Origin of the sequence: uncultured Gilvimarinus sp. (assembly GCF_963972205.1) — a bacterium.
GTDB classification, from domain to species: domain Bacteria; phylum Pseudomonadota; class Gammaproteobacteria; order Pseudomonadales; family Cellvibrionaceae; genus Gilvimarinus; species Gilvimarinus japonicus.
Genome location: NZ_CAXAUC010000002.1, coordinates 269,137 through 292,593, shown reverse-complemented (window position 1 = coordinate 292,593; position 23,457 = coordinate 269,137). Strand labels below are relative to the sequence as shown.

The window sequence follows — 23,457 nt, the reverse complement described above, 5'->3', positions numbered from 1 at the left end:
TACACTATAAGCTAGGTTGCCAACATGGTAAATAGGCAGTAAGCGTCACCAGAACGCATCACCTACTGGTATCAACATAAAACCTCACGACGTGCAAAAGAGGCGCAATGCGCTGCCAGAAAGGCTTTAGTAAAACCCGCCGTTTGGTCGATATGACGTTTACTACAACCGATATTGCTACGGGTTCGTTGCCGGCGTGAGCCCCAACCAGTGGCGTAGCGCGGGTATACGGCGCAACACTAACCACTCAAGTAACAATACGGCGATCATAGAAAGGCCCACCAATGGCAAAGCAACACCCAGCGCGAGAATCAGCCCCGTCACCACCATAGCGGCATTGCCCGCGGGCATAGCAGTTGGCGCCCCCAGCCGTTTTGCCGGCTTACGACGCCACCAGAGTATGGTCCCGCTCACGCATAGCAGCACTAAGCCCAGTGTGGTCAGGACACCCAACAATTGGTTAAACCAGCCGAACAAATGCCCTTCGTGCGCGGCAATTCCAAAACCTATCACTCGGTCTAAGGTGCCCTTTTGAGCAAAGTTTTGCGCCCGCTGAACATCTCCGGTGCGCCCGTCCAGCCAAACGGTCGCCCGCTTAGGTCGGTTTTGGCTCAGCGAGCTGGCTTTAATGACCAAGGGCTCGCTGGCCGCTACCGACAACTCTACGGGTTGCGCCATAGTTAAATCCTGCACGGCGCGCACCACGTGATCGGGCAAATCAACAGACTCAACGGCTTGTGGCCGCCACGCTGGCGCCGCTTTAACCGCACCACTGCTCCAGCTCTGTACCACCGGAGCCGAATTCCATTGACGCAGCTCTTTAAATGCCGCGCCCCACACAGTCGTCCACGGCAGCCCCGAGACCAATAAAAACAGCGTAAAGCTTGCCAACCAAAAACCCGTAACGGCGTGAATATCTCGCCAAAAAATGCGCCGTCCCTGGCGCAATCGAGGGTATAACACGCCAGCGAATCCGTTCGACGTGCGTGGCCACCACAAATACAAACCAGTGACCACCAGGATGACTGCCCAACAGGCGGCAAGCTCGACAATCACCGAGCCCGCCGTACCGGCCAAAAGCGCGCCATGAAACGCTTTGACCTGCTGCATAAACTGATCGCTATACGGGATTACTTTGAGTGCTTTATTTTGATACGGATCGACATAGACCAGTGTCCGCGCGCCGGCATCATTCACACTGATAATCGCCGCGCTAGTAGCATTTGCCGGCAGTTGATACGTCATAAATTGCGCACCGGGAACGGCGGCGCGCGCCGTCGCGATCTGCGCATTCACCGACACAGAGGTAACGCCCACCGGCAACTGCTGATAGGGGCGATCAACCCAGGCCTCAAACTGCGGTTTAAACAAATAAATCGCACCCGATAGCGCCAAAATAATTACAAACGGAATGCAACAAACCCCGGCGTAAAAGTGCCAGCGCCACACAGTGCGATACAAACGCTGAGGGCGAGACTTTTGCGGCCGGACACTTTCCCGGGGCGCGGTGTGACTAACGGCTTGATTCATTGCTTAACCCACTTACCAATCGTACGAAAAATTAACGTAGAGTGTGCGCCCAGGCCAAGGGTGTGCCACATAGGCGATCTCATTAGTGAGGTTGTCGATACCGACACCGGCTTTAAAATGCTTAGAGAACTGGTAACTACTTTTAAGGCCCAGCCGGGTGTAACCGTCTTGCGCGCCGTACACATTGTCAGCGGTATCGGTATTATCTAAACGACCATAGCTATTGCTGGCATATTGCACGCTGCCGCCCACATCCCATTTATCGCTTAGGTGATAGGTCGCCAACAGGTTTCCACGCCACTTTGGCATACGCGGAACTTGATTGCCCTCTATGGATGGGTCGGCGGCGTTGCGGCGAATTTCGGCATCGGTATAGGCAAGATTAAAACGCACATCGAGGTTCTCGAGCCATAAATTATAGGCATTAGCGATAAACTCCACACCGCGAGTGCGCACCGAATCAATCGGAATAAACGTACGAATAGACGTGCCGCCGGGTAACGTCGTCGCCTGAGACTCAATAGAGTCATCAATGTCGTCTTGGTAGATATTGACGCGCAGGTAGCCGTTATCCAGCTCCCGCTGCAGCATAAGGTTTTGGTGCAAACCATCTTCCGGTTTTAGCTCAGGGTTTGCCTCGCTAACAGAGTTGTAAGCCTCGTACTGACTAAACAATTCTTCGACAATCGCAAAACGGTACGCTTGCCCAATCGAGTAACGCAACTGCCATTGCGGCGCTGGGGAATAACCCAGCGAGAACTTGGGCGAGAAGCGTGCAATATCGTTGCCCGGCACCTTCTCAAGATCAAACTCTGGCGTCGCGGCATCGTCGTTAGAATAATACCCCCCGTCACTGCGCCAATCTTCATAGCGGCCACCAAAACTTACATCCCACTGCTCGGATAACTGCCAGTTAAACTGCGCAAACACGGCAGCGATATCGGTACGGCCGCCACTGCGACTGGTGTAAGCATCTTTACTGCTGGCGAGATAATTATCCGAGGCGTATACGTCGTAGTTAAGCTCATACGCCTCATAGCGCGCCCCGGTAATAAAATCCAAGCCCGGCACCACAAAGTCGTTAACACTCAGCTTAACATCGGCCGTTTGCCAGCCAGTATCGTCGTAATCTGCGACCTGGCCCGTAAGATTGTAATCAGGGTGCATCGGGTTCGTGGCCGAGCTGCGAGTAACGTCTTCGAGAATATCAAACTGGCTAACATTGGCCTCCAGTGTTGTTTGCTCGGTCAACTCACCAAGCAAACGCAACCCTAGCGACAAACTGCGACGATCGGCACTGCTAACATTAAGGCGATTGCTGGGCACGCTGTAATACTGTCCATCCTGCTCGATTGTGCCACCCCAAAACGACTCACCTCTGGCGGTGGTTAAATAGCTATTGGCACGACCGGTATCCGAGTGGCGATCTTCATAGGCCACGTTGAGCAACGTTGAGAAACGGCCAAATTCATAACCGGTTTTAAATTTAAGATTATCGGTGGTGGTATTAATGACGCCCGTATCGCCAAAGTACAAACGCTCAACATCCTGTGAGTCGGCGCCGAGTATGCCCCCGGTTACCGACGTAGCCGTGGTGTCTGCCGCGCTATTGCCCGCATAGTAAAACGACTGTGGTTGGGAATCGTTTTCGAGGTGGTTATACGATAAATAAACACTTAAATCGCCAAACTTATCGCCGTAAGAGGCAAAGCCCTTATACCCACTGACGTCATCATCAAAACCGTAATCGTTAAAGCTTTGGCTAAAGAAAGAGCCATCGACATGGACCTGACGCTCTTGGGGGATGGCCGTTTCGATATTGACCACACCACCCATGGCGTTGCCACTGTACTCAGCCGAAAACGGCCCGTAGATCACATCGACGCGGGCGATCTCACTGGCCGACACCATGGTCCAGCGCGGTGCGCCGCTCCAGCGCGACTGCAACAAATAATGCAGCGGCACGCCATCGGCAAACACCATTGAGCGTGAGGTTTGAAACATATTGGCGCTGCGAATACCCAAAGTGCCGTTTGAATCGCCAATAAAGCGCCGGCGAATTACCAAGCTCGGTTCGTACTTCACCACATCCTCGGTGGTGGCAACATTAATACTGGTTAAATCTTGCGGGTTCAGTACGCTGGTAGGCCCAACCCGCTCGGCGCTGGAGCCTCCATCTTGCGTGCCCCACACGGTGATTTCTTCTACCGCCGGAGCCTGTGCTCCCGCTTTGACCGGCAAGAGCGCCGTCATTAGTACTGCAATTGATATTTTTGTTGTTGTCATTGTTCTCCCCCAGAGTGGAAAGAACTTTACGGTACCGCGCGGTGCCCGCACAGTGACAAATTGTCGCACCTAGGCGCCACGCAGGCGACGCGGTCACAGTTTGGGCGTTTAATGACTCACGGTTTTAGAGAACACGTTAATAATTACGACACCCGTAACAATCAAACCCAGGCCCAGTAATGCGGCGCCATCGAGCTTTTGGTCGAACACCAACCAGCCCACTAAAGCAATAAGCGCCACTCCCACCCCAGACCAAATCGCATAGGTAACACCAAGGGGCAAGCTTTTAACCACTTCTGATAAGCAATAAAATGCCACGCCATACCCCAACACCACCACAACTGACGGCCAGAGACGGGTAAACCCCTCAGCTGATTTTAAAGCCGAGGTGGCAATCACCTCTGAGACGATGGCAATAACCAATAACATCCAAACCATCACTAGCCTCCAAACCACACCAGTACAGACTCACCCACCAACTTAAGGCCTGCCACGGCGAGCAATAAATAACACACCCCGTAAAACCATGTATCGCTCACCCGGTGATGCAAAAACACCCCTAGCCGCACACCAATAGGCGCCAGCGGCAGCAACACCAACGAGGTGACAAAAGCACTTAAATCCAATTGCCCCATCGCTACATAAGGCACTAACTTAATAAAGTTGACCACACTAAAAAACAATACCGTAGTGCCCACAAACAAGGTGCGCGGTAAATGCTGCGGCAGTAAATAAATAGAAATAGGCGGACCACCGGCGTGGGCAATATAGCTGACAAAGCCGGCGATACTACTCCAAAAGCTACCGCGCACCACGCTCGCCTTTTGCACCGCTACACGCTGCAAAATATGCCGGCCCCACAGGTAGTGCCCGACAAAATACAGTGCCATTAACCCCACCATCAGGCGGATCATATTGGCATCCATATAGGTAAACATAGCCGCGCCAAGGGCAAGACCAAGCATGGCACCGGGAAACATGATTTTAAGGTTGCGCTTATCCCACTGGCCGCGAAAACTCCACAGGCTCACCAGGTCCATACTGCACAAAATGGGGAGTAAAACAGCCGCGGCTAAACGCGGATCGACAGCCAGCGATAACACCGGCACCGCAAGCGAGCCAAGCCCGCCACCAAAACCGCCTTTTGATAAACCTACTAGCAATACTACGGGTACTGCTAGTAGGTAAAACAACCACTGATCTATCATCGCACCGCCGGATTAAGCATTATCGGCGCGATTTTACACCAACTGCTTACATACGTCTTACTTGGGCGTCACTTGGTAGGGGTTTCCACCCAGCGCATTCGAGATATCGGCAATCGCTTTTTGCGCCCGTACGCTGTTGCCAGCGGCATCCAGTGGCGGCGAGATCACCGCAATACCAAACTTGCCGGGCGAAACCGCAACAATACCACCCCCGACACCACTTTTAGCAGGCAAGCCGGTTTTATAAAGCCATTTACCGGCATCGTCGTACAGCCCTGCGGTGGCCATCACCGCCAGAATCTCTGGCACGTTTTCGGCTTTAGTCACCTGCTTACCCGTTACCGGGTTTTTACCACCATTCGCCAGGGTGGCAGCCATTACGCCTAAATCTTTGGCGTTAACCCCCACAGAGCACTGGCGGGTATAAATATCAGTGGCACGCAAAAAATTATTATCGATATGACCATAGGCGTGCATCAAAGAAGCGATTGCCTGGTTGCGCTGATTGGTCGCCGCTTCTGACTCATAAATATCGTTTAGCACGGTTAGTTTACGACCGGCAAACTGTTCGTATTTGGTCAGAATTTTTCCCCAGATTTCATCGCCGTCTTTACCATCTACCAGGCTTGTTGTGGTAATAGCGCCAGCATTAACCAGCGGGTTCATCTCGGCGCCCTGATATTGCTCGATCGCGACAATGGAGTTAAACACTTGGCCGGTGGCATCCACCCCCATATTTGTAACCAACTCCTCAGTACCGTCTTGATCCATCACCAGCGCCATGGTGTACACCTTGGAGATCGACTGAATGGATACCTCAGAGCTGATATCACCTACGGTATAAAGCTTGCCATCGGTGGTAACAAGGGCAATGCCGTAAATATCCGAGTCGACCTTTGCCAAGGCCGGAATGTAATCGGCGTTGGCGCCCTCATCGATATTTTTATATTTATCGTACGCCGCTTTTAAGGCGCCCTCGATATTCTCTTGGGTTAGCGAGAACTCGCCTCCTTGGGCTGCCGCTACGGATACCAAACTCAGGGCCAAACCCACAAGGAGCTTAGCGGCACGCGCATACAGCGTGTTAATGTGCCGCCCCACAAACCTCTTTTCCATTATTCGCATCATCGTTCACTCCCTGCTGCCATTGGCATGCGCAATTTTTTAAAAATCTTGGCTAGAAAAAGAATACTTAAACGAAACCTGCACGCGATTATCCGTTCCCGCTGCCCCATTAAAATCAGTGCGCTGTCCCCAAAGGTATTCAACCCCCAGCAACAGGTTTTTACGCGGTGCAAACAGCACATTGGCCGACAGGTACTCACCTTTTTTGAAGGCAGTGCCCAACTGAAACGCCTGGTTGTCCACCTCAGTAAAACTGTAGCCCATCGATGAGCTGTAGCGATCGCTCCACTGGTGATCGTAATAAGCAATCACACCCAACAATGGCACGCTGCTAAGTGAATCGGCACTCAGCCCTTGGGGCGCCATATCCATGCCGCCGTCGTTCATATAGCTGGCGATACCCTCGCCGTAAACCGTACCCAAGCGCACAGTATCACGCCCCACTTTAAGCGTACCGGTTAGGTTTACGCCCCACCCGAGATCACCGCCAGAGGGCTCGTTGTCGGTGCTTTGTACTGACTCATACGCCACATCGCGCAAAATACCGGCCACTTGAAAATGCCCCCAATCGGCTTCACGGCGAAAATGCGCGGTCAGATCGGGCAATGGCTGATCGCCGGTAATATCGTACCCCGCCGCCCCCAAAATACCATCGTCGACATCGTTGCCGGGTTTTTCAATCGCTACTGCCAATGTGTTAGTGCCGCGCACAGGCGTCCAGCGAATTTGCGGGTTGCGCAAAAACACCATGCCCGCCGGCCCCCAGTAATCAATCACATTGGGGAAAACATTGCCGTCCATAAACAGGGAGTTGGTTTGGCCTGCCAAAACAGACTGCCACTCGCCATAAGCGTGACGCACGCGCATGGTGGTTTGACCTTCGTCACTGCCGACACCGTATAAATCAAATTCAAAAACGGTATGGATGCTATCGTCGCCCAGCGGTAACGTTGCCTCGACGCCTAAACGGCTCTGGCGCACACTGGCAATGGTTTGGCCGTCGCTGCCGTACTGGCCATCTTGGGTGGGAGTGCGCGAGGGCCTTAAAGTGGCCTCCCAGTTGGGGTTAACGCGCTCAAAGTCTTGAATCATATCCAGCTGAGCAAAACCGTAGACCACAAAACTCTTCGCGCGCGCGGCCGTGTTTTGCTCCCCGGCGGTAACCCGCGCCTGCAACGCATCGAGTTGCGCCCGCGTTTGCTCAAGCTCGCGCTGCACTTCGTCTAACTCAGCGCTATAGACGCCAGCGCTGCAAACCAATCCCATCAGTAACGGCACTTGAACGATTGCTTTCACCATGACTTCCCCTTGTCAACAAATCCCGACGGCGAGCGTCTGACGCCAAATGGCGCGATGCCTTAGACTATAGGAGCAATTCAGTGAATCAACAATGTGTGAGGGTAAGTTCTAGGATTTAAATGCGACGCCGCACCAAAGGCATTTATTCGAGCGATATTTACGCCACATTAACGCGAAAGATTAACGAGGTGTTAATCCCGCCAAAAGCAAAATTATTGCTCATTAGAGTATCGCCATCGGTGGTGCGGGGCGAGCCGATAATATAATCAAGCGCGGCACAGTCTGGGTCCACCTGAGATAAATTAAGGGTTGGCATCAGCCACTGCTCGCGCATCATAGCAATACTCGCCCACGCCTCAATGGCACCGCTGGCGCCCAAGGTGTGACCAATATGCCCTTTAATGCTGCTCACAGGTAGGGAATCGCCAAACAACCGCTGTGTCGCCAGACTCTCGGCAACATCACCCCAGGGTGTGGCGGTACCATGAGCATTGATGTAATGAATCGCCTGTGGCGCACAGCCGGCATCGCGTAAAGCCAGTGCCATGGCCGCTTGCATGCTATCGGCGTCGGGCTGGGTAATATGGGCACCATCGGCATTGGTACCAAACCCGATCACCTCGGCATAAATAGTGGCGCCACGCGCCTGTGCATGATCGAGTGACTCCAAAATTAACGTGCCCGCCCCTTCGCCAATCACTAAGCCATCGCGGTGAGTATCAAACGGGCTGGGGGTCGAGCCAGGGGTATCGTTTTTGGTACTGGCGGCGCCAAAGGTATCAAACACCGCGGCCTCTGACGGACACAGCTCTTCGGCGCCACCGGCGATCATCACCGATTGATAGCCACTTTTAATCGCCTCATAAGCATAACCGATCCCCTGACTGCCAGAGGTACAGGCCGACGATGTGGTGTACACCCGCCCTTTTACACCAAAAAATATACTTAAGTTAATGGCCGTGGTGTGGCTCATCATTCGCACGTATGTGGTAGCGGTTACCCGGGTTAAATCCTGGCGGTTAAGTAGCTCGGCAAACTCTCGCGTAGCCGGGGTGCTGCCAGTGGATGAACCATAGGCAATGCCGCATTGACCGCTGGCGATAACCGGATCATTAATTAAGCCCGCATCCATAAGCGCCAACTCAGTGGCACGAGTGGCCAGTTGTGCCACCCGGCCCATGCCGCGCACTTTTTTACGCGGGTAAGAGCTGGGCATTGCAAAATCATCCACCGGCCCCGCCAACTGGGTGTCTAAGCCTTTATAGTCGGCCCACTCTGGCATAACCCGGATACCACTGCGGCCGCCTTTTAAGGCTCCGGACAGGCTTGCCCAGTCGCTGCCAATAGAGGTAACCCCGGCCATGCCGGTCACAACCACCCGGTTCATGCAGAGTAGCGCTTAATAATCAAAGACGTATTGACGCCACCAAAGGCGAAGTTATTACTCATCACATAATCGCAATCAATCGCGCGACCGGCGTGTTGAATATAATCCAGCTCGGCGCACTCGGGGTCGACACGATCAAGGTTAATGGTCGGGGCAAACCACTGGCTGCGCATCATCTCTACACTCATCCACGCCTCCAGTGCGCCACAGGCGCCTAAGGTGTGACCGATGTAGCTTTTTAGCGAGCTGATGGGTTTACCTTCGCCCAGGGCGGCTGCGGTCGCGCGGCTCTCGGCGATGTCGCCTTTGGCCGTGGCAGTGCCGTGGGCGTTGACGTAGCCGATAGCGTCGGCGCTGACCTTAGCATCGGCCAGCGCCAGCTGCATGGCCCGAGTCATAGTCTCGGCGCTGGGCTCGGTGACGTGGGCGCCATCGGAGTTAGTGCCGTAACCGACAATCTCACCCAAAATAGTCGCGCCGCGAGCGCGGGCGTGCTCGTACTCTTCTAGTATTAACGAGCACGCACCTTCGCCAATCACCAGTCCGTCGCGCTCAGCATCAAACGGGCGCGGGGTTAGGTTTGGCTCATCATTGCGCGTACTGGTGGCAAACAAAGTATCAAACACCGCGATCGGTGTTACGTGAAACTCTTCGGCGCCGCCAGCCACCATAACGTCTTGCATGCCGTACTTAATCGCCTCGTAGGCGTAACCCACCCCCTGACTGCCGGAGGTACACGCCGACGCGGTAGGGATGATCCGCCCGGTCATATTAAAGAATAAACCGATATTCACCGTGGCGGTGTGGGTCATGGTGCGTAAATAAGTCGAGGCGTTTAAATCGATGGTGGTTTTATCAGTGACCACGCGGGTTAGCGCTGGCACATCGGCGGGCGTGCCAATACAGGAGCCATAAGAGACACCGGTACTGCCATTGGTTAAACACGGCTCGCCCACTAAACCTGCCTCGGTTAATGCTTGTTCCGTGGCGCTCACGGCCATCACCGACACGCGTCCCATACTGCGCAATTTTTTACGCGGATAATGCGCGGGCGTCGTAAAATCTACCGGAGCCCCCAAGCGGGTGTTAAGCCCTTCGATCTCATCCCATTCGGCAAAGCGCTGAATTTTATTGTGTCCAGCGGCCAATGCTGATTGTACATCCGCCCAATTGTTGCCCAAGGCACTGACGGCACCCACACCGGTAATCACGACTCTGCGCATTAGAGCATCCCACCGTTTACCGAAATAACTTGCCGGGTAATATAGCTGGCCGAGTCGCTCATCAGGTAACCCACTAAACTTGCCACCTCACGAGCCTCGCCAAAGCGCTTAAGCGGAATCATTTTTTTCGCCTCGTCAGCAAACACCTCATCGATCATATCGGTTTCGATAATGCCTGGCGCGACACAATTAACGGTGATTTTGCGCTTGCCAAGCTCAAGGGCTAGCGCTTTAGTTGCGCCGATTAAACCCGCTTTAGTCGCGCTATAATTCACCTGACCACGGTTGCCCGCTAGCCCGGCAATGGATGATAAAGTCACGATTCGGCCTCCGCTACGGGCCTGCACCATCGGCATCACCAACGGTTGTACGACGTTATAAAAGCCGTCTAGGTTCGTGTGAATCACACTGTCCCAATCATCTTCGCTCATGGCCGGAAACGCGTTATCGCGGGTGATGCCGGCGTTGCAAACAACGCCGTAAAAGGCGCCGTGATCGGCCACTAAAGCATCGAGCACGGCGCGTGTCTCGGTGCGATCGGCGACATCAAAACACACCAGCTCGGCATCGGCGCCCAGCGCGCGAACCTCCTCGACCACGGCCTCACCCTGAGCGCGGTTGGTGCGACAGTGCACGGTGATGGCAAACCCTTGACTAGCCAGCTCAAGAGCGATTTCGCGACCGATGCCACGGCTCGATCCGGTAACCAGTACCCGGCGACTCATGGTGTTACTCCTTGTGTTTTCTTTGATTGTGACAGCGGTGATGCTGCTGACAACGTTTGCGGCTCAGTTGCCGCCATATAGGCGGCAATATCGTCGGGCCGGTACGCGGTAAAAATCGCCTCGGCCAGCAAACCGGTGCGGTTGTGTATCGTCCCGCGAAATGCGACCAAAGGGCCGTCAACCAAGTCGGCGTGCACGCGAATACGCAAAGGTTCTCCCAGCGCAAACAACGGGCAGTGGGCAGTGTATTGCCGTGAGCTGATTAAAAACGCCGGCTCGATCGGCTTGCTCAAGCGAGTATCCTCAATACCCACCCACACAGCGGCGGCTTGAGCCATATACTCAATCCCAGTCCAAGCGGGCACACCGCCCCGAGACGCATCGTAAAAAATATTGTCTGCCAGAATATGCGCCTCGACCTCGACCTCTAGCGGCGAGCTACTGAGTAGTGTATCCACCAAACGCATCGGCGCTTGGTGAGGAATATAGTTAGCTAAGCTCACGCGCGCGAGTCCCCCAAAACAACAACGGCATTATTGCCCCCAAAGGCAAATGAATGACTCAGCAACACCCGTGGCGAGGCGGGTAACAGCAGGCTATTGTGCTGCGCAAGCTGTAGCTCGGGCAGTGCCGGGTCGGGACTATTGTCCCACACATGAGGCGGCGCACAGCTTTCAATTAAAGCCAACCAACACAGTGCGACTTCAGTGGCGCCCGCCGCCCCCAAGGTATGGCCCACCTGACCTTTACTGCTGCTGCAAAGCGGCTGATGACCAAACAGTCGTGCTACCACCGCCGACTCCATGGCATCGTTTAGTGGTGTACCAGTGCCGTGCAAATTGATGTAATCCACATCATCTAGCCGGCATTGCGCCGCTGCCAGCGCTGCCCGAATAGCCGCTTCAGCGCCGGCGCCAGAGGGGTCAGGCGCCGAGATATGATGGGCATCGGACGAGGCACCAACGCCAAGCAACTCAATGTCGTGGAGTAATGGCTCCCGGGTGACTAAAAAAAACGCCGCCGACTCACCAATGTTAATGCCAGCGCGGTTTACACTAAAAGGCACACAGGGCTCGGCACTAACCGAGTCGAGCGCAGCAAAGCCATTTACCGTTAAACGACACAAGCTGTCGGCGCCACCGGCAATCACAGCATCGGCCAGACCGGCATCCAATAAACGCTTGGCCGAGCCCAGCGCGTGGGCGCTGGATGAGCAGGCGGTCGATAACGTGTAAGCGGGCCCGGCGGCGCCCGTAAAACCTGCCACTAACGCCGACAAATTGCCGATCTCTTGCTGGCGGTAATCGTAACTGGCCGGCAACCGCCCAGTTTGCTGCAGCGCTTTAATTGCCGCCTCGCCCTCGGCAATACCCGAGGTGCTGGTGCCGGCCACCACCGCCACACGCTCGGCGCCATAGCGCTCCAGAGCCAATTCGATGGTCGAGCTAATTTGCGTCAGCGCCGTCACCGCGAGCTGCGCATTGCGGCTGCGCAAAGGTGACAAGGCATCTGGCAGGGGCGCCAGATCGGCCGTAACCGCGGCCGTATACGTCTGACGGCCGGGCACCCAATCGCAGGGCGTCAAGGCCCGCTGGCCGGCAAATAGCGCCTGACCCACGGCTTTTTGGCCGGCACCAAGGGCATTAACCAGCCCTAAATCTGTTAGATATGTCGCCATGGTTATCTCTCTAGAGGGGTCACGGTTACACGCCCCCCTTGCTGAGGCAAATCATACTGTTGCGGTCGCGCGGCATCCCAATACCAACTGGGGCGCCCCTGATAAGCCAAGCTTATCGATGTTGCGGTCTGATGCAACTGTAAACCTGCACTCTCGGTACATGCGCTCAGGGGTGTTGTGCGCAAGCGCCACCAGTTATACCCCCACAATAAAGCGGCGGGGTCGAGCCCGCGGTATAACGGCGAGCGTTCCAACGCCAATTGGCCACTCGCGAGAGTCGCCGTAAACTGCGGCGAGCCAATCGTATCCAGAGCAACAAACACCGTCTGTGCGTCGCTGCGCTCAGTGCGCAGCAATAAATGCTGTACTTGCTCGCCGTGCTGTACCGCTAAGCGCACCGTACTGTCGACGGCAGGAGCACAAGCGCCACTTGAGCTAAAGCGTGCGGTGCTAGTACACGCGCTCAGTAATACGCTGATAAATAATAGCAAGCCGGCTTTAACCGTGTGCATTCACGAGGCCTCTTCCGGCCGACAAAACTGGGCCAATGCATTCATACGTCGGGTTGGGTCTGCCACAAACGGGTTAGCTCTATCCCAGGCGTATCCGGCCAATACAGACGAGATCATATCTCTCACGCTAACGACTTGCCCTTCAAAAAAAATAATGTCCTGAAACAAGCCCTCGTACCAAGCGTCGACAAACACCCGAAAAGTATCAACCCCTTGGCGCAGCGGTTGTTCGTAATCGGCGTGCCAATCAACCGTCTCACCTTCAAGCTGACGCACCAAGGTTGCTACAGCCGTACTGGCCGAGCGCATGGCGATGGTAATGCCAGAGGAAAATATCGGATCGAGAAACTCACCCGCGTTACCCAATAGTGCATAGCGATCGGTGGCCAGCTGCTTTACATTGCGCGAATAACCCGAGAGCTTATTCACCGGTATTGGCCAGCTGGCGTTCGCCAACAGTTTGGCCAATACCGGCGCCTCGGCAATCAGCTCATGCAATAGCTGCTCGGGGGTTTCACCGCGCCGCTGGGCGAGCTTTTCGTCGCTGATAATCACACCGCAAGAGCATTTAGTATCACTGAGCGGAATCAACCAAAACCAAATGTCGCGCTCTTGGGGATGCACGGTTACCAAAATTTTATCGCGATCGAACGCCCCGGGAGCAATGCCGTCCTCCACATGGGTAAAAAATGCCTGACGCACCGGAAAATTGGAGGGCGTTTCTAAATCCAACAAGCGCGGCAACACCCGGCCAAAACCACTGGCATCCAATACGAAACGGCAATCTAATTGGCTAAGGCTACCGTCGTCTGCGCGAGCGGTTAAACGCGAGCCCGTGTCAGTAGCAACACAATCGGTGATCGTCTGACCAAAGCGGATATCCACACCGCGCGCCTCGGCTGCATCGGTAAGCAATTTATCAAATCGCGCGCGCTCTACCTGAAACGTAGTGCCCGGCCCCGCGGTAAACTTCTCTTCAAAATTAAACCAAGTATAACGATCACCCCACGCAAAGGCGGCACCGTTTTTATAGCGAAAGCCGGCATTGTTGACTACATCGGCAAGGCCGGCCTCTTCGAGATAGACCATACACTGAGGCAATAAACTCTCACCAATCGAAAAGCGCGGAAAGTGTTGTCGCTCTAACACCCGCACCCGATAACCTTTTTGCCACAGCAATGTTGCCGCAACTACCCCCGCTGGGCCCGCGCCAATAACAACTACATCTATACTTTCTATTGGCTCTGCCATAAAGATTCCATTACGCTTTTGTTGTTGTCCGTGCCAGCACGACCAGCGGCGCCAGAAAATACGCCAATAAAATGCCAATCAGTACCGTCAGGCCAAAACTGTGAATAGCGGCGGTGGCCGATAGCGCTAAAAGGCCGAACGATAGCACGGTCGTCAAGGTCGATAAACCAATGGCCAAACGGGTGCCCAACTGCTCTGAGTGCGCCTCGCGCAAAAACAAGGTGTAATCAATACCAATACCTAACACCAGCAACAGCGCCATCATATTAAAAACATTCAACGCCTGCCCCAGCGCACTGATGAGTGCCAAACTAACGGCACTGGCAAGCGCGGGCGGCAAAATCACCATCAAGGCACCCGGCGCACCGTAGCGACGCGCCAACAACAAAGCAATCACGCCGTAAGCGAGCAACAACAAACCGGTGGCGCTATGACGATAGTGCTGCAGCAAGCGGTCGGTGCGCGCCACAGGGTCAACCAGTGTGACGCCCTCAACCCCCGCTAATGCCTGTTTGATGGTATCTAACTCACGCGGTGCAGTTAGGCTTATCGCACTGTAATGCAAACCCTCCTCGACAAAATACAGGGGTAAATCGGGCCGCTCCATCAACACCGGTTGCAAAGCTTTTAGAGTAATCGTGTTTGATGTTGCACTGGCATCAAGCATTTGTTGATAGGCGCTATCGGTTAGCTGTAAACGCTGGGCAAGCTCTTCCAGCACCCCGGCATCGACCACCGCGCTTTGCCAAAGCGCACGATTTTCCTGCTGCTGGCGCGGCGAAGGCAACACTCGGGTCAGAGCATCAAAGCCGTCTAAAACCGACGCCTCTTGCAGTGTTTGCAAACGCTCGGCGGCTTTTTCAAGGCGATGCATTAACACCGTGTCGCTCGGCGCTTGCAGTAAAACATATTGCAGCGCTGCGCCCGCCCCCAAACTCTCACGCACCCGCGTTTCCATTTGCACCAGCGCCGGATTGGGGCGCTGCATTTGGCGAATACTGTCACTGGTAGGGGCTAAACTCAGCCAACCAATAAGCAGTAATAAAACCAAGAGCAACCAGCCGGGACGGGCCAGCGGTTGCAGTATGTACTCGTGGGCCCGACTCAAACCTCGCACCAAACGCTGCAAGTAAGTCGGCATAGCTCGCTTAGGCGCTTTGGCCAATAAGCTCGGATAACAGAACAAAACAGTGGCCAATGCCGTCACCAACCCCGCGCTCGATACCACCGCAATTTGGCTAAAGCCCGGAAAACCGGCCGCCATAAAACTGAGATAACCCACAACACTGGTGGCCAAACCAAGCACTAACGGCGGCAGTAATCGGCGGCTGCCTTCACTGACCACCCACTGGCGCCCAGTCGCCATGCGCGCGGCGAAATAATGCAAACTGTAATCGATGGCCACACCCACCAACGCTGCGCCAAACACCAATGCCATCACGTGTACTGCGCCAAATACCAACGCGCTAACCGCAAGGCCGGCCAATACCCCGGTGATTAACGGCACAAAGGCCAATAGCAACAACGCCGGAGAGCGAAACACCAGCAATAATAAAAGGATAATACCCAGCAGCGAGCCCGCGCCCACGGTAGAGATTTCTTGTCGTGCTTGATCAGTACCCGCCAAGGTATAAAACAGCGCACCGGTTTTAAGTACATCGGCGCCGGGTAAATCTGCCCAACGGCTTGCAGCGCGTGCCAGTGCCTTGCGGGCCCGATTTTGCAGTGAAACATTAAAAGGCGAGCCATTAAGTTCTAGCGGTATTACGTAGTACCGGCGCTCATCAAGTGAAATATAAGCATTACCCGCCTGATCGAGACGGATATTGGTGCTGGGGGCAGTAGCGCGGCTAAAATCGGACAAAGAGCCAAGAGGATCATTAATAAGCGATTGGGCACTCATACCGCCGGGGCGCGTTAACAAACGCCGCTGGGCTTGGTCAACCAACTGATTAGGCGTTAGGTTGCTCAGTTTGTCGCGCCAAGCCTTAGTTAACAACGATGCGTTGTGACCACGATAAAACTGATCCAGCAAACCCACCTGGCTATCGGCAGCAGCAACCTCAAAACAATCGCACTGACGTAACGTTTCAGTCAAAAACGGTAATGTTTTGCGGGCTAACACTTCGTCATCCGCGCCAAACAAGAGTACCACCCGACGTTCAAAGCGCGCCGAAAACGCCTGCTCAACACGCGTCTCAGCGCTGCGTGAGTCAGCGTCGGGAAACAGCGCCAAGATATTGCTATTAAGAGCGAGCTTAGGCAGCTGCCAAACCATTAAGGCCAACATCACCAAAAGCCAAAAGCCACTTAAGCGCCGCGCCAGAGACAAGCTATTCACCGGGGTTACTCTGTCTCGTCAGCGGCTGCATAAGAAAAATACAATACAGTGTAGTCCTCCCCGGGCTCGGTGAGCGTAACCTGGTCAATCATGCCGTCTTCGCCCTGTACAACAATGTGCGACAGCACTTTTTGCAAACGCGAATCCTGCGGCGTCAAACCAATCACCCAATGCTCTCCGGCCTCGGCCGCCGTTAACAAGTAAACCGAGAAATAACTGTTTAAATCTTGCAAACTTAAGTCAAACAAACGCCCGAACAACTGAAAAAAGCCGTACAATGCAGGCTCGGCCGACGCGGTAATAGTTTCGCTTTTGCCATCCATTTCTCGCGTCAACTCGCCAGCGGCCATCGAATAGGCAACCGCAAATGGCTCAGTGATACGCCATTGCAAATCACCGTCAGCGGCCAACGTAAACGCCCCTTTAGACACCATCGGCTCGCGTAAGATGGCTAAATGCTTTTGCTGCTTAATAGCACCGCTGACCGGTAGATTTTGCCGCAATTCGTCGGCGATAACGTCCAGCGATTCTGCCTCAGCACTGCCTGCTTGCACCGGATGATCAAATACCCCTTGGGCCACACCCACGCACGACCAAACACACAAACAAAAACCCAACACCTTTGCCAGAACAACGGATTTTCTGGCGCGCCACTCAATTAAATCACTCATTTATTTCTCCCTTCTGCCCGGCAAACACTCGAAGCTTTTGCCGAAAAATATCGGGCAAGGTAAAACACATCTCACCGGTATCGCGCGCCACCGCAACTTGTATGCTATAGCCCTTAGTCAATACCGTATCCGTTGCAATATCAATAATTCGATAGTCGATTTTTAGCCGCACATCAGATTCAACTAACGTCGCATCGACCCGAATGGTGCGATTAAACGTGGCGGGCTTAACATATTTCAAACGAACATCTACCACCGGAAAGCCATACCCTGACTCGCGCATGGCTGTGTAGTTGTAAGCGATCTTATCCAATAGCGCGCAGCGCGCGTCTTCGAAATATTTTAAGTAATTGCCGTGCCAGACGATATCCATACTATCGACATCGTAAAAGGGCACACGCAGCTCAACACTGGCTTGCACAAGCGGAGCACTATTGCTCATTGGGGTAAAGCTCCCAGCGCTGCGCGCGAATAGCCTCTACCGTTTGGCGTAGCACACCCTCCAGCGGCCGATCTTCGGAGACAATATCAAAGTCCTCGCGCACCTGAGCCATCATACTGGCTAGCGGTGCGGTAATCGCGGCCTGATCAAAATCCGGTTGTTGCTGTCGCAAGTGCAGCGCTTGGGTTGCCGCCAAAACACCAGCGGCAACGACTTGCTCGGTAAGCTCCAACACCCGCTCGCAATCGCGCGCTGCGATAGTGCCCATACTGACTTTATCTTGGTTGTGACACTCGGTCGAGCGAGAAAACACACTGGCCGGCATGGTGTTTTTTAGCGCCTCGGCGGTCCAAGCTGAGGTGCCAATTTGCACGGCCTTAAAGCCATGATTAATCATCGCTCGCTCGGCGCTCGCACCAGACAAATTAGAGGGCAAGCCATTGTTAAATTTGACGTCCATTAACAGCGCCATTTGCCGGTCAATCAGGTCAGCTAAATTGGCGACGGCGACCTTTAACGAATCCATCGCAAACGCAATGTGGCCACCGTAAAAGTGCCCGCCGTGCAGCACATGTTCACCCTCGCCATCAATAATTGGGTTGTCATTGGCGCTGTTTAGCTCGGTTTCAATAAACTGACGCAACCAAGGTAAAGAGTCTTGCAGCACACCAATAATGTGCGGCGCGCAGCGCACCGAGTAGCGATCTTGCAGACGATCGGAATTGCGCTCTACCTCGTGGGCGTTTAAGTCCGAGTGAATCCAGGCGGCAATTTGCCCCTGCCCCGGATGCGGCTTAACCGCAAACAGACGTGCATCAAAGTGATTGGTGTTGCCCTTTAATGCCACACTCACCATAGCAGTTACCCGAGTGGCTAGGCGGGCCAGATACTGCGCGCGCTCAAAGGCCAAACAGGCGACGGCGGTCATAACCGCCGTGCCGTTCATAATGGCCAAGCCTTCTTTCGGCATCAATTTTAACGGGGTTAAATTGTGCTCTTGTAAAACCTCAGCGGTGGCGCGCTTGCGACCATTAACATACACCTCTCGCTCGCCAATTAAAGCAGCAGCAACGTACGACAGCGGTGTTAAATCACCGCTGGCCCCCACCGAGCCCTCCTCGGGGACGACAGGGACAATGTCGTTATTAATATAACTGACCAACTGCTCTAACAACTCTTCGCGCACGCCAGAATAGCCTTTGCACAAAGAGGCCAAACGGGCGGCTAAAATAGCGCGACCGTGGGTCGGATCAAACTCACGCCCCATACCACAGCCGTGAAAACGCGTTAAATGCAGTGGCAACTCCTCAACCAAATGCGGTGGAATAGACACAGTACAGGAGTCACCGTAGCCGGTTGTCACACCGTAAATAACGCCCTCTTCACGCCACAAGTCGCGCACAAATCGCGCACTGGCATTAATCCGCTCGCGGGTGGCGGGATCATCGGTTAAGCGTGCGCCATCACCTTGGGCAATGGCAACAATATCCTCAATGGTGATGTGTCGAGCACCAAATTCGATCGCGTTGGCTGATTGCTTATTGCTCATTGGTTACATCACTCCTGGTGCTGTTTTCAGCGGAGCGCTCATCGCCCCAGTAATCGAAAAAATTAAACCACTGTAACGGGTAGGCGCGGCACAACTGTTCAAGCTGTTCGATGTAGTCGGCGAGCATTGTCTGACAGGCGCGGTCGCGCTCAGAACGACGTACCCGGCCCGCTTCACGCAGTGGCACCAGCCGGGCGCGATAGCCACTGCCAGTGTCAAACCCCGCCATAAAAAATACCGGGGCATCAAGCAACAAAGCCAGCCAAAATGGCCCCGTCGGAAAACGAGCCTGAGCGCCAAGAAACGGGGCTGAAAAATATCGCTGGGTATTGCCCGGTGGCAAACGATCGGCCAATAGAATTAAAAATTCACCTTCGTCGAGCTTGGCTTTCAGCATCATGGCAGTGGCCGGGGTAATATCATCAACCTGAATCAAACGCACGCCCGAGCGCTGACTTGCGCGCTCCACCACTTTATTAAACTTGGCGGTATTGGCGTTGTGCAAAATAACATTGAGTTTAAGCGAGCCGTCGTTCTCTACCACCGCGCGACACATTTCTAAGTTGCCAAAATGCGCGCCAAGTAATACACCACCCTTTTTATCCGCCTGCAATTGGCGCAGTGTTTGGTGCCCTGGAAAATCGACATCTTTACGCTGAATACGCCCCATCCAAGCATCGAGCCGATCCATTAAGGCCCGGGCAAACGCCAAGTGATGACGCCACACTTGCAACGCACGGGCTTTATGCCCGGTCGCCCTTGCCAGATAACGCGCCGAGTGGCGCCGCACCGAGGCGCGCGTTAGATAAAAATACGAGACAATAATGCACACCACCGGATACACCAGAATCCGGCCACCAAAGCGGTACACCGAAAACAATAGCTGCATACCCCAAGCGCTGCCGCGCTCGCGCGCTTCGGACCAATGGGGGTCAGTCATAAACGCCCCCAAAACTACGGCGCACTTTGCGCGCCAACAACATCGGCGAACGCACCAGCATGCCCAAGACTAAACGAGTGTGCATCCAGCTAATCGCCACATTATCGCCCCACAATCGAAAATTAGAAATGCCGTGCTCGGGATACACCACCCGGGTAGGAACGCTCATGATTGTGACGCCACGCCAGTGCAAACGCACCAACACTTCGGTATCAAAATCCATACGCGAACCGAGTGTCACCGCGCGGGCAAGTGTTAGCGTCGGCGCTAACGGATACACTCTAAAACCACACATAGAGTCGCGAATATCAAACGATAGAGTTTCTATCCAAACCCAAACGTGAGTTAAGTATCGGCAATACAACCGCAGCCTGGGCACTGACTGGTCGTACTGAGGCACACCCGAAATAACCGCCTGCGGATGCCGAGTAGCCATTGCTATTAGCTTAGGAGCATCGCTCACCTCATGCTGGCCATCAGCATCGATTTGCAGCGCGTGAGTAAAACCTAAGCGCTGCGCGTGCTGCATACCCAGCAGTACCGCACTGCCTTTGCCGCCGTTGGGAAACTGCTCACACAGCTCACTGCCGGTGTCATCGCACAACCGACGCAACGTAGCGCTGGCATCAGCATCGCCGCCATCGTTGACCAACACACAAGTAACACCTTGCGCCCGCAACTGACGTACACAAGGCTCTACTACATGCGCGTGCTTGTAAACTGGGATAACCGCACAACACTTAACGTCAGTCTCGTTCACGACATCTCCTGAACATTGATCGCGCCACGAGAACAGACACCATTTGGCATGCGATACACAAACTTTAAACGTTTGTGCTCAGGCTGATACTGCACCGTTAACTGTAAGCTCACCGGCGGGCGTACCAGTTGTAAAAATTTATTGGAGGCCAATCCCAAAAACTCAAAACGCTGCTGTAAAAAACGCTCGGCGTAAGCGATTACCCAGCCCACCTGAATAACACCCGCCAACACCGGCAGCCCCTCAAAATGACCGGCAAAACACGGCTCTTGAGGTTGCAGCTCTAGCGTCAAGATAAATTCGTCGGCGCGCTGCTGAACAGCAATAGGCTCGGGCAACTGCATTACGAATGACGCTCCTCTAAACAGCGAACAATATCAGCCATTAAAACCTTTCCTTGAGCGTTGCTCGGCATGTGTTCAAGATAACGCCAGCGCCTGGGGATCAAGGGTCGATCAAAAAAGCCTGACAAGTAATGTCGCAATTGGGTGTTCAACTTATGTTTGCCGCTGCGCTCAAGCGCCTGTGCCCCCGCCTCTGTTAGCGTTGCCACAACGCCCACTTCATCGCGCCGACCGCGAACCACCGCCGCACGAGCTTGGTCGATTAAGGGTGATTCGCTAAGACGCGCCTCCAGCTCCGTCAAAGACAAGCGCTTGCCCTCCACCTTAACAACCGTATCGACCCGGCCCAAGAGTTCAAAACCGTGTCCGTCAAGCGTTGCAATTTTATCGCCCATCTCAAAGGCGTCGGGCAAATTCAGATGGCTACTGCGCACCAGCAGGCAACCGCGCGCCGATTGCGCTAATTCAACCTCGTGCAAAGCGCGCCAGCGCGGTGAGTCGCTCTGGCGCCGCCATGCCACACCGCCAGTCTCGGTACTGCCCAACACCTCAACGGGCGAGCGAGCAAGCTTGGCGGTAAGTCCGGCGGCGGCCCGCTCAGACAGTAAGCCGCCAGAGGAGAATACCTCCAACAAAAGCGGGGCGGAGGCAACAAACACCGTAGACTGAGGGATACGCGCCAAATGCGTCGGGCTTGCAACCCACACCGCCGGGCCATACCGGGACAGTTGCTCGATCAGATCCTCTGGGAATTGCACCGGCTCGACCACAAACGGTGCACCGCGATACAACGGCCACAAGAGCACATGCAGCAAACCGTAAATATGATGATGGGACACGCTGGCAATCACGGGGCTCGCACCGACACTCGGAAAATCGTGGGCCAGCACCGCCACCTCCGCTTCCAGCTCTTGCAAGGTTTTATGCACCGGCTGCGGCGCGCCGGTAGAGCCAGACGTAAATAGAGTAATGGCAACCGGATTATGGCAAGAATACTCCCGCTCGGGTTCGAGCAGACCACGGGCCATTAGCTCAGAGGGGGAGTACTGCGGACAAGTAAGCGCAGGCTGAGGCTCATACGCCAATAACGCATCAAAATGTTCGGCCATTTGCACACTGGCGCCCGCTTGCAAGGTATGAGGCAAAACGATGCGTTTACCCGCCAACGCGAGCGCTAAAAAGGCCGCTAAAAAATCGTAACTATCGGGGAGCCACAAAGCTATAGAGTGCGCGTCCAGACGTGCAAGTGCGCGCGCCAGAAGCAGCACCTGAGCGCGTAGCTCATCGCCGTTAATAGCGGCCTTCGAGCGCCACGCAAGCGTTTGCTTACCGCCCGCCAAAACGACATCCCTGACATTAACCGAGGTGTTCATAACCCGTGTTTTTTGTGAAAAATCAATATTCGGTAACCATACTCAAACGCAAACAGCAGCCCTATGGCAATGTAGGCAATCAGGCCATTGTAAAGTGTCCAGACTTCGCGACTAAAAAACAGTGCAGTTGCCAAAGCAACGCTGGCATTTACGATAAAAAACCCACACCACAAACGCGTAATTGCGATTGTGTACCGCTCGACCACCGGGGGTAAATTACCGTGATATTCTAAGGTAGCAACGCGAGTCGGGATACTAGGCGGACACCAAAGGGTATACGCAAAATAACTCGCCAGCCCTAGGTTAATAAAAACCGGCAACAGCTTTAGCAAGGTCTCGCTGTTAACCCACCACAATATACCAGCGCCCAGAAACATTGCGCCTATTAACAGTAGTCGCTGCCAGCAACGACGCGCAACGACAATCAAACGAAGCAAATAAACGCTGGCAAACAACAACCCCAACCAGCGGGGCTCTAGCCACTGAGTACCAAAATACACCAGCAGCGGGTACAGCAGGAGTAATAACGCAATTACTACTCCCAACCCGCGCATCAACCGTTTCTCATAAGCTCATCGACAACATTAACCGCATCGCCAATGGTGCGAACCCCTTTAAACTGCTCGGGCTTTAACTGCTTACCGGTAACACTATGGATTTTTGCCGCTAGGTCGATAGCATCAATACTGTCAAAGTCCAAATCAGTATACAGATCGGCGTCCAAAGAGATGTCGCCTTCGTCGATCATAAAAGATTGAACCAGAACCGCTTTTAGCTCTGAATATATTTCGTCTTTAGTCATGAAACTCTCGT

23 protein-coding genes are annotated in these 23,457 nt (G+C 54.2%); all 23 read right to left on the bottom strand.

Annotated elements, in window-relative coordinates; translation table 11 throughout:
• Window positions 1-177: 177 nt before the first annotated feature.
• Window positions 178-1,530 (bottom strand): PepSY domain-containing protein, encoded by a 1,353-nt coding sequence (locus AACY82_RS05820; protein WP_339615840.1) that lies wholly within the window; start codon window positions 1,528-1,530, stop codon window positions 178-180.
• 12 nt (window positions 1,531-1,542) lie between these two features.
• Complete coding sequence (locus AACY82_RS05815) at window positions 1,543-3,816, bottom strand: TonB-dependent receptor (RefSeq protein ID WP_339615839.1); 2,274 nt, start codon at window positions 3,814-3,816, stop codon at window positions 1,543-1,545.
• Window positions 3,817-3,924: 108 nt separating this feature from the next.
• The gene (locus AACY82_RS05810) at window positions 3,925-4,257 is read right to left on the bottom strand and encodes a multidrug efflux SMR transporter (RefSeq protein WP_339615838.1); all 333 of its coding nucleotides are present in this window, start codon (window positions 4,255-4,257) and stop codon (window positions 3,925-3,927) included.
• Window positions 4,257-5,024: a sulfite exporter TauE/SafE family protein gene (locus tag AACY82_RS05805; RefSeq protein WP_339615837.1), complete on the bottom strand. Its 768-nt coding sequence runs from the start codon at window positions 5,022-5,024 to the stop codon at window positions 4,257-4,259. Before AACY82_RS05805 ends, AACY82_RS05810 begins: the two co-directional genes overlap by 1 nt.
• 57 nt (window positions 5,025-5,081) lie before the next feature.
• Window positions 5,082-6,152 (bottom strand): glutaminase A, encoded by a 1,071-nt coding sequence (gene glsA, locus AACY82_RS05800; RefSeq protein WP_339615836.1) that lies wholly within the window; start codon window positions 6,150-6,152, stop codon window positions 5,082-5,084.
• Window positions 6,153-6,188: 36 nt separating this feature from the next.
• Window positions 6,189-7,448 carry a DcaP family trimeric outer membrane transporter gene (locus tag AACY82_RS05795; protein WP_339615835.1) on the bottom strand — a complete coding sequence of 420 codons (1,260 nt, stop codon included), beginning with the start codon at window positions 7,446-7,448 and terminating at the stop codon, window positions 6,189-6,191.
• Window positions 7,449-7,605: 157 nt separating this feature from the next.
• Window positions 7,606-8,835, bottom strand: a complete 1,230-nt coding sequence (locus AACY82_RS05790) for a beta-ketoacyl-ACP synthase (protein ID WP_339615834.1) — start codon at window positions 8,833-8,835, stop codon at window positions 7,606-7,608.
• Window positions 8,832-10,058 carry a beta-ketoacyl-ACP synthase gene (locus AACY82_RS05785; RefSeq protein WP_339615833.1) on the bottom strand — a complete coding sequence of 409 codons (1,227 nt, stop codon included), beginning with the start codon at window positions 10,056-10,058 and terminating at the stop codon, window positions 8,832-8,834. The genes AACY82_RS05790 and AACY82_RS05785 overlap by 4 nt, the downstream gene beginning before the upstream one ends.
• On the bottom strand, window positions 10,058-10,783 hold the full coding sequence (locus tag AACY82_RS05780; RefSeq protein ID WP_339615832.1) for a 3-ketoacyl-ACP reductase FabG2: 726 nt from the start codon (window positions 10,781-10,783) through the stop codon (window positions 10,058-10,060). Before AACY82_RS05780 ends, AACY82_RS05785 begins: the two co-directional genes overlap by 1 nt.
• On the bottom strand, window positions 10,780-11,286 hold the full coding sequence (locus AACY82_RS05775; RefSeq protein ID WP_339615831.1) for a hypothetical protein: 507 nt from the start codon (window positions 11,284-11,286) through the stop codon (window positions 10,780-10,782). Before AACY82_RS05775 ends, AACY82_RS05780 begins: the two co-directional genes overlap by 4 nt.
• On the bottom strand, window positions 11,283-12,461 hold the full coding sequence (locus AACY82_RS05770; protein ID WP_339615830.1) for a beta-ketoacyl-ACP synthase: 1,179 nt from the start codon (window positions 12,459-12,461) through the stop codon (window positions 11,283-11,285). Before AACY82_RS05770 ends, AACY82_RS05775 begins: the two co-directional genes overlap by 4 nt.
• A gap of 2 nt (window positions 12,462-12,463) precedes the next feature.
• Window positions 12,464-12,973 (bottom strand): hypothetical protein, encoded by a 510-nt coding sequence (locus AACY82_RS05765; protein ID WP_339615829.1) that lies wholly within the window; start codon window positions 12,971-12,973, stop codon window positions 12,464-12,466.
• Window positions 12,974-14,224, bottom strand: a complete 1,251-nt coding sequence (locus tag AACY82_RS05760; RefSeq protein WP_339615828.1) for an NAD(P)/FAD-dependent oxidoreductase — start codon at window positions 14,222-14,224, stop codon at window positions 12,974-12,976. It abuts the gene before it with no gap.
• Between the two features lie 10 nt (window positions 14,225-14,234).
• Window positions 14,235-16,565 (bottom strand): MMPL family transporter, encoded by a 2,331-nt coding sequence (locus AACY82_RS05755; RefSeq protein ID WP_339615827.1) that lies wholly within the window; start codon window positions 16,563-16,565, stop codon window positions 14,235-14,237.
• A gap of 5 nt (window positions 16,566-16,570) precedes the next feature.
• Window positions 16,571-17,236: an outer membrane lipoprotein carrier protein LolA gene (locus AACY82_RS05750; protein WP_339615826.1), complete on the bottom strand. Its 666-nt coding sequence runs from the start codon at window positions 17,234-17,236 to the stop codon at window positions 16,571-16,573.
• Window positions 17,229-17,678 carry a thioesterase family protein gene (locus AACY82_RS05745; RefSeq protein WP_339615825.1) on the bottom strand — a complete coding sequence of 150 codons (450 nt, stop codon included), beginning with the start codon at window positions 17,676-17,678 and terminating at the stop codon, window positions 17,229-17,231. Before AACY82_RS05745 ends, AACY82_RS05750 begins: the two co-directional genes overlap by 8 nt.
• Window positions 17,668-19,227, bottom strand: coding sequence for an aromatic amino acid ammonia-lyase (locus AACY82_RS05740; RefSeq protein WP_339615824.1), 1,560 nt, complete (start codon window positions 19,225-19,227; stop codon window positions 17,668-17,670). Before AACY82_RS05740 ends, AACY82_RS05745 begins: the two co-directional genes overlap by 11 nt.
• Window positions 19,217-20,167, bottom strand: coding sequence for a hypothetical protein (locus AACY82_RS05735; RefSeq protein WP_339615823.1), 951 nt, complete (start codon window positions 20,165-20,167; stop codon window positions 19,217-19,219). Before AACY82_RS05735 ends, AACY82_RS05740 begins: the two co-directional genes overlap by 11 nt.
• Window positions 20,160-20,927: a glycosyltransferase family 2 protein gene (locus tag AACY82_RS05730; RefSeq protein ID WP_339615822.1), complete on the bottom strand. Its 768-nt coding sequence runs from the start codon at window positions 20,925-20,927 to the stop codon at window positions 20,160-20,162. Before AACY82_RS05730 ends, AACY82_RS05735 begins: the two co-directional genes overlap by 8 nt.
• Entirely contained in the window at window positions 20,924-21,271 is a 348-nt protein-coding gene (locus AACY82_RS05725) for a hypothetical protein (protein ID WP_339615821.1), read from the bottom strand. The genes AACY82_RS05730 and AACY82_RS05725 overlap by 4 nt, the downstream gene beginning before the upstream one ends.
• Window positions 21,271-22,644, bottom strand: a complete 1,374-nt coding sequence (locus AACY82_RS05720) for an AMP-binding protein (protein WP_339615820.1) — start codon at window positions 22,642-22,644, stop codon at window positions 21,271-21,273. Before AACY82_RS05720 ends, AACY82_RS05725 begins: the two co-directional genes overlap by 1 nt.
• Window positions 22,641-23,201 carry a hypothetical protein gene (locus AACY82_RS05715; protein WP_339615819.1) on the bottom strand — a complete coding sequence of 187 codons (561 nt, stop codon included), beginning with the start codon at window positions 23,199-23,201 and terminating at the stop codon, window positions 22,641-22,643. The genes AACY82_RS05720 and AACY82_RS05715 overlap by 4 nt, the downstream gene beginning before the upstream one ends.
• Window positions 23,198-23,446 carry an acyl carrier protein gene (locus AACY82_RS05710; RefSeq protein ID WP_339615818.1) on the bottom strand — a complete coding sequence of 83 codons (249 nt, stop codon included), beginning with the start codon at window positions 23,444-23,446 and terminating at the stop codon, window positions 23,198-23,200. Before AACY82_RS05710 ends, AACY82_RS05715 begins: the two co-directional genes overlap by 4 nt.
• Window positions 23,447-23,457 lie beyond the last annotated feature (11 nt).

Bases quoted from the DNA above. Each gene is read 5' to 3' on its own strand.
- AACY82_RS05750 (WP_339615826.1), bottom strand. From the start codon at position 17,236: ATGAGTGATTTAATTGAGTGGCGCGCCAGAAAATCCGTTGTTCTGGCA.
- AACY82_RS05765 (WP_339615829.1), bottom strand. From the start codon at position 12,973: ATGCACACGGTTAAAGCCGGCTTGCTATTATTTATCAGCGTATTACTG.
- AACY82_RS05815 (WP_339615839.1), bottom strand. From the start codon at position 3,816: ATGACAACAACAAAAATATCAATTGCAGTACTAATGACGGCGCTCTTG.
- AACY82_RS05785 (WP_339615833.1), bottom strand. From the start codon at position 10,058: ATGCGCAGAGTCGTGATTACCGGTGTGGGTGCCGTCAGTGCCTTGGGC.
- AACY82_RS05710 (WP_339615818.1), bottom strand. From the start codon at position 23,446: ATGACTAAAGACGAAATATATTCAGAGCTAAAAGCGGTTCTGGTTCAA.
- AACY82_RS05720 (WP_339615820.1), bottom strand. From the start codon at position 22,644: ATGAACACCTCGGTTAATGTCAGGGATGTCGTTTTGGCGGGCGGTAAG.
- AACY82_RS05770 (WP_339615830.1), bottom strand. From the start codon at position 12,461: ATGGCGACATATCTAACAGATTTAGGGCTGGTTAATGCCCTTGGTGCC.
- glsA (WP_339615836.1), bottom strand. From the start codon at position 6,152: ATGATGCGAATAATGGAAAAGAGGTTTGTGGGGCGGCACATTAACACG.
- AACY82_RS05795 (WP_339615835.1), bottom strand. From the start codon at position 7,448: ATGGTGAAAGCAATCGTTCAAGTGCCGTTACTGATGGGATTGGTTTGC.
- AACY82_RS05790 (WP_339615834.1), bottom strand. From the start codon at position 8,835: ATGAACCGGGTGGTTGTGACCGGCATGGCCGGGGTTACCTCTATTGGC.
- AACY82_RS05780 (WP_339615832.1), bottom strand. From the start codon at position 10,783: ATGAGTCGCCGGGTACTGGTTACCGGATCGAGCCGTGGCATCGGTCGC.
- AACY82_RS05740 (WP_339615824.1), bottom strand. From the start codon at position 19,227: ATGAGCAATAAGCAATCAGCCAACGCGATCGAATTTGGTGCTCGACAC.
- AACY82_RS05805 (WP_339615837.1), bottom strand. From the start codon at position 5,024: ATGATAGATCAGTGGTTGTTTTACCTACTAGCAGTACCCGTAGTATTG.
- AACY82_RS05760 (WP_339615828.1), bottom strand. From the start codon at position 14,224: ATGGCAGAGCCAATAGAAAGTATAGATGTAGTTGTTATTGGCGCGGGC.
- AACY82_RS05725 (WP_339615821.1), bottom strand. From the start codon at position 21,271: ATGCAGTTGCCCGAGCCTATTGCTGTTCAGCAGCGCGCCGACGAATTT.
- AACY82_RS05745 (WP_339615825.1), bottom strand. From the start codon at position 17,678: ATGAGCAATAGTGCTCCGCTTGTGCAAGCCAGTGTTGAGCTGCGTGTG.
- AACY82_RS05820 (WP_339615840.1), bottom strand. From the start codon at position 1,530: ATGAATCAAGCCGTTAGTCACACCGCGCCCCGGGAAAGTGTCCGGCCG.
- AACY82_RS05735 (WP_339615823.1), bottom strand. From the start codon at position 20,167: ATGACTGACCCCCATTGGTCCGAAGCGCGCGAGCGCGGCAGCGCTTGG.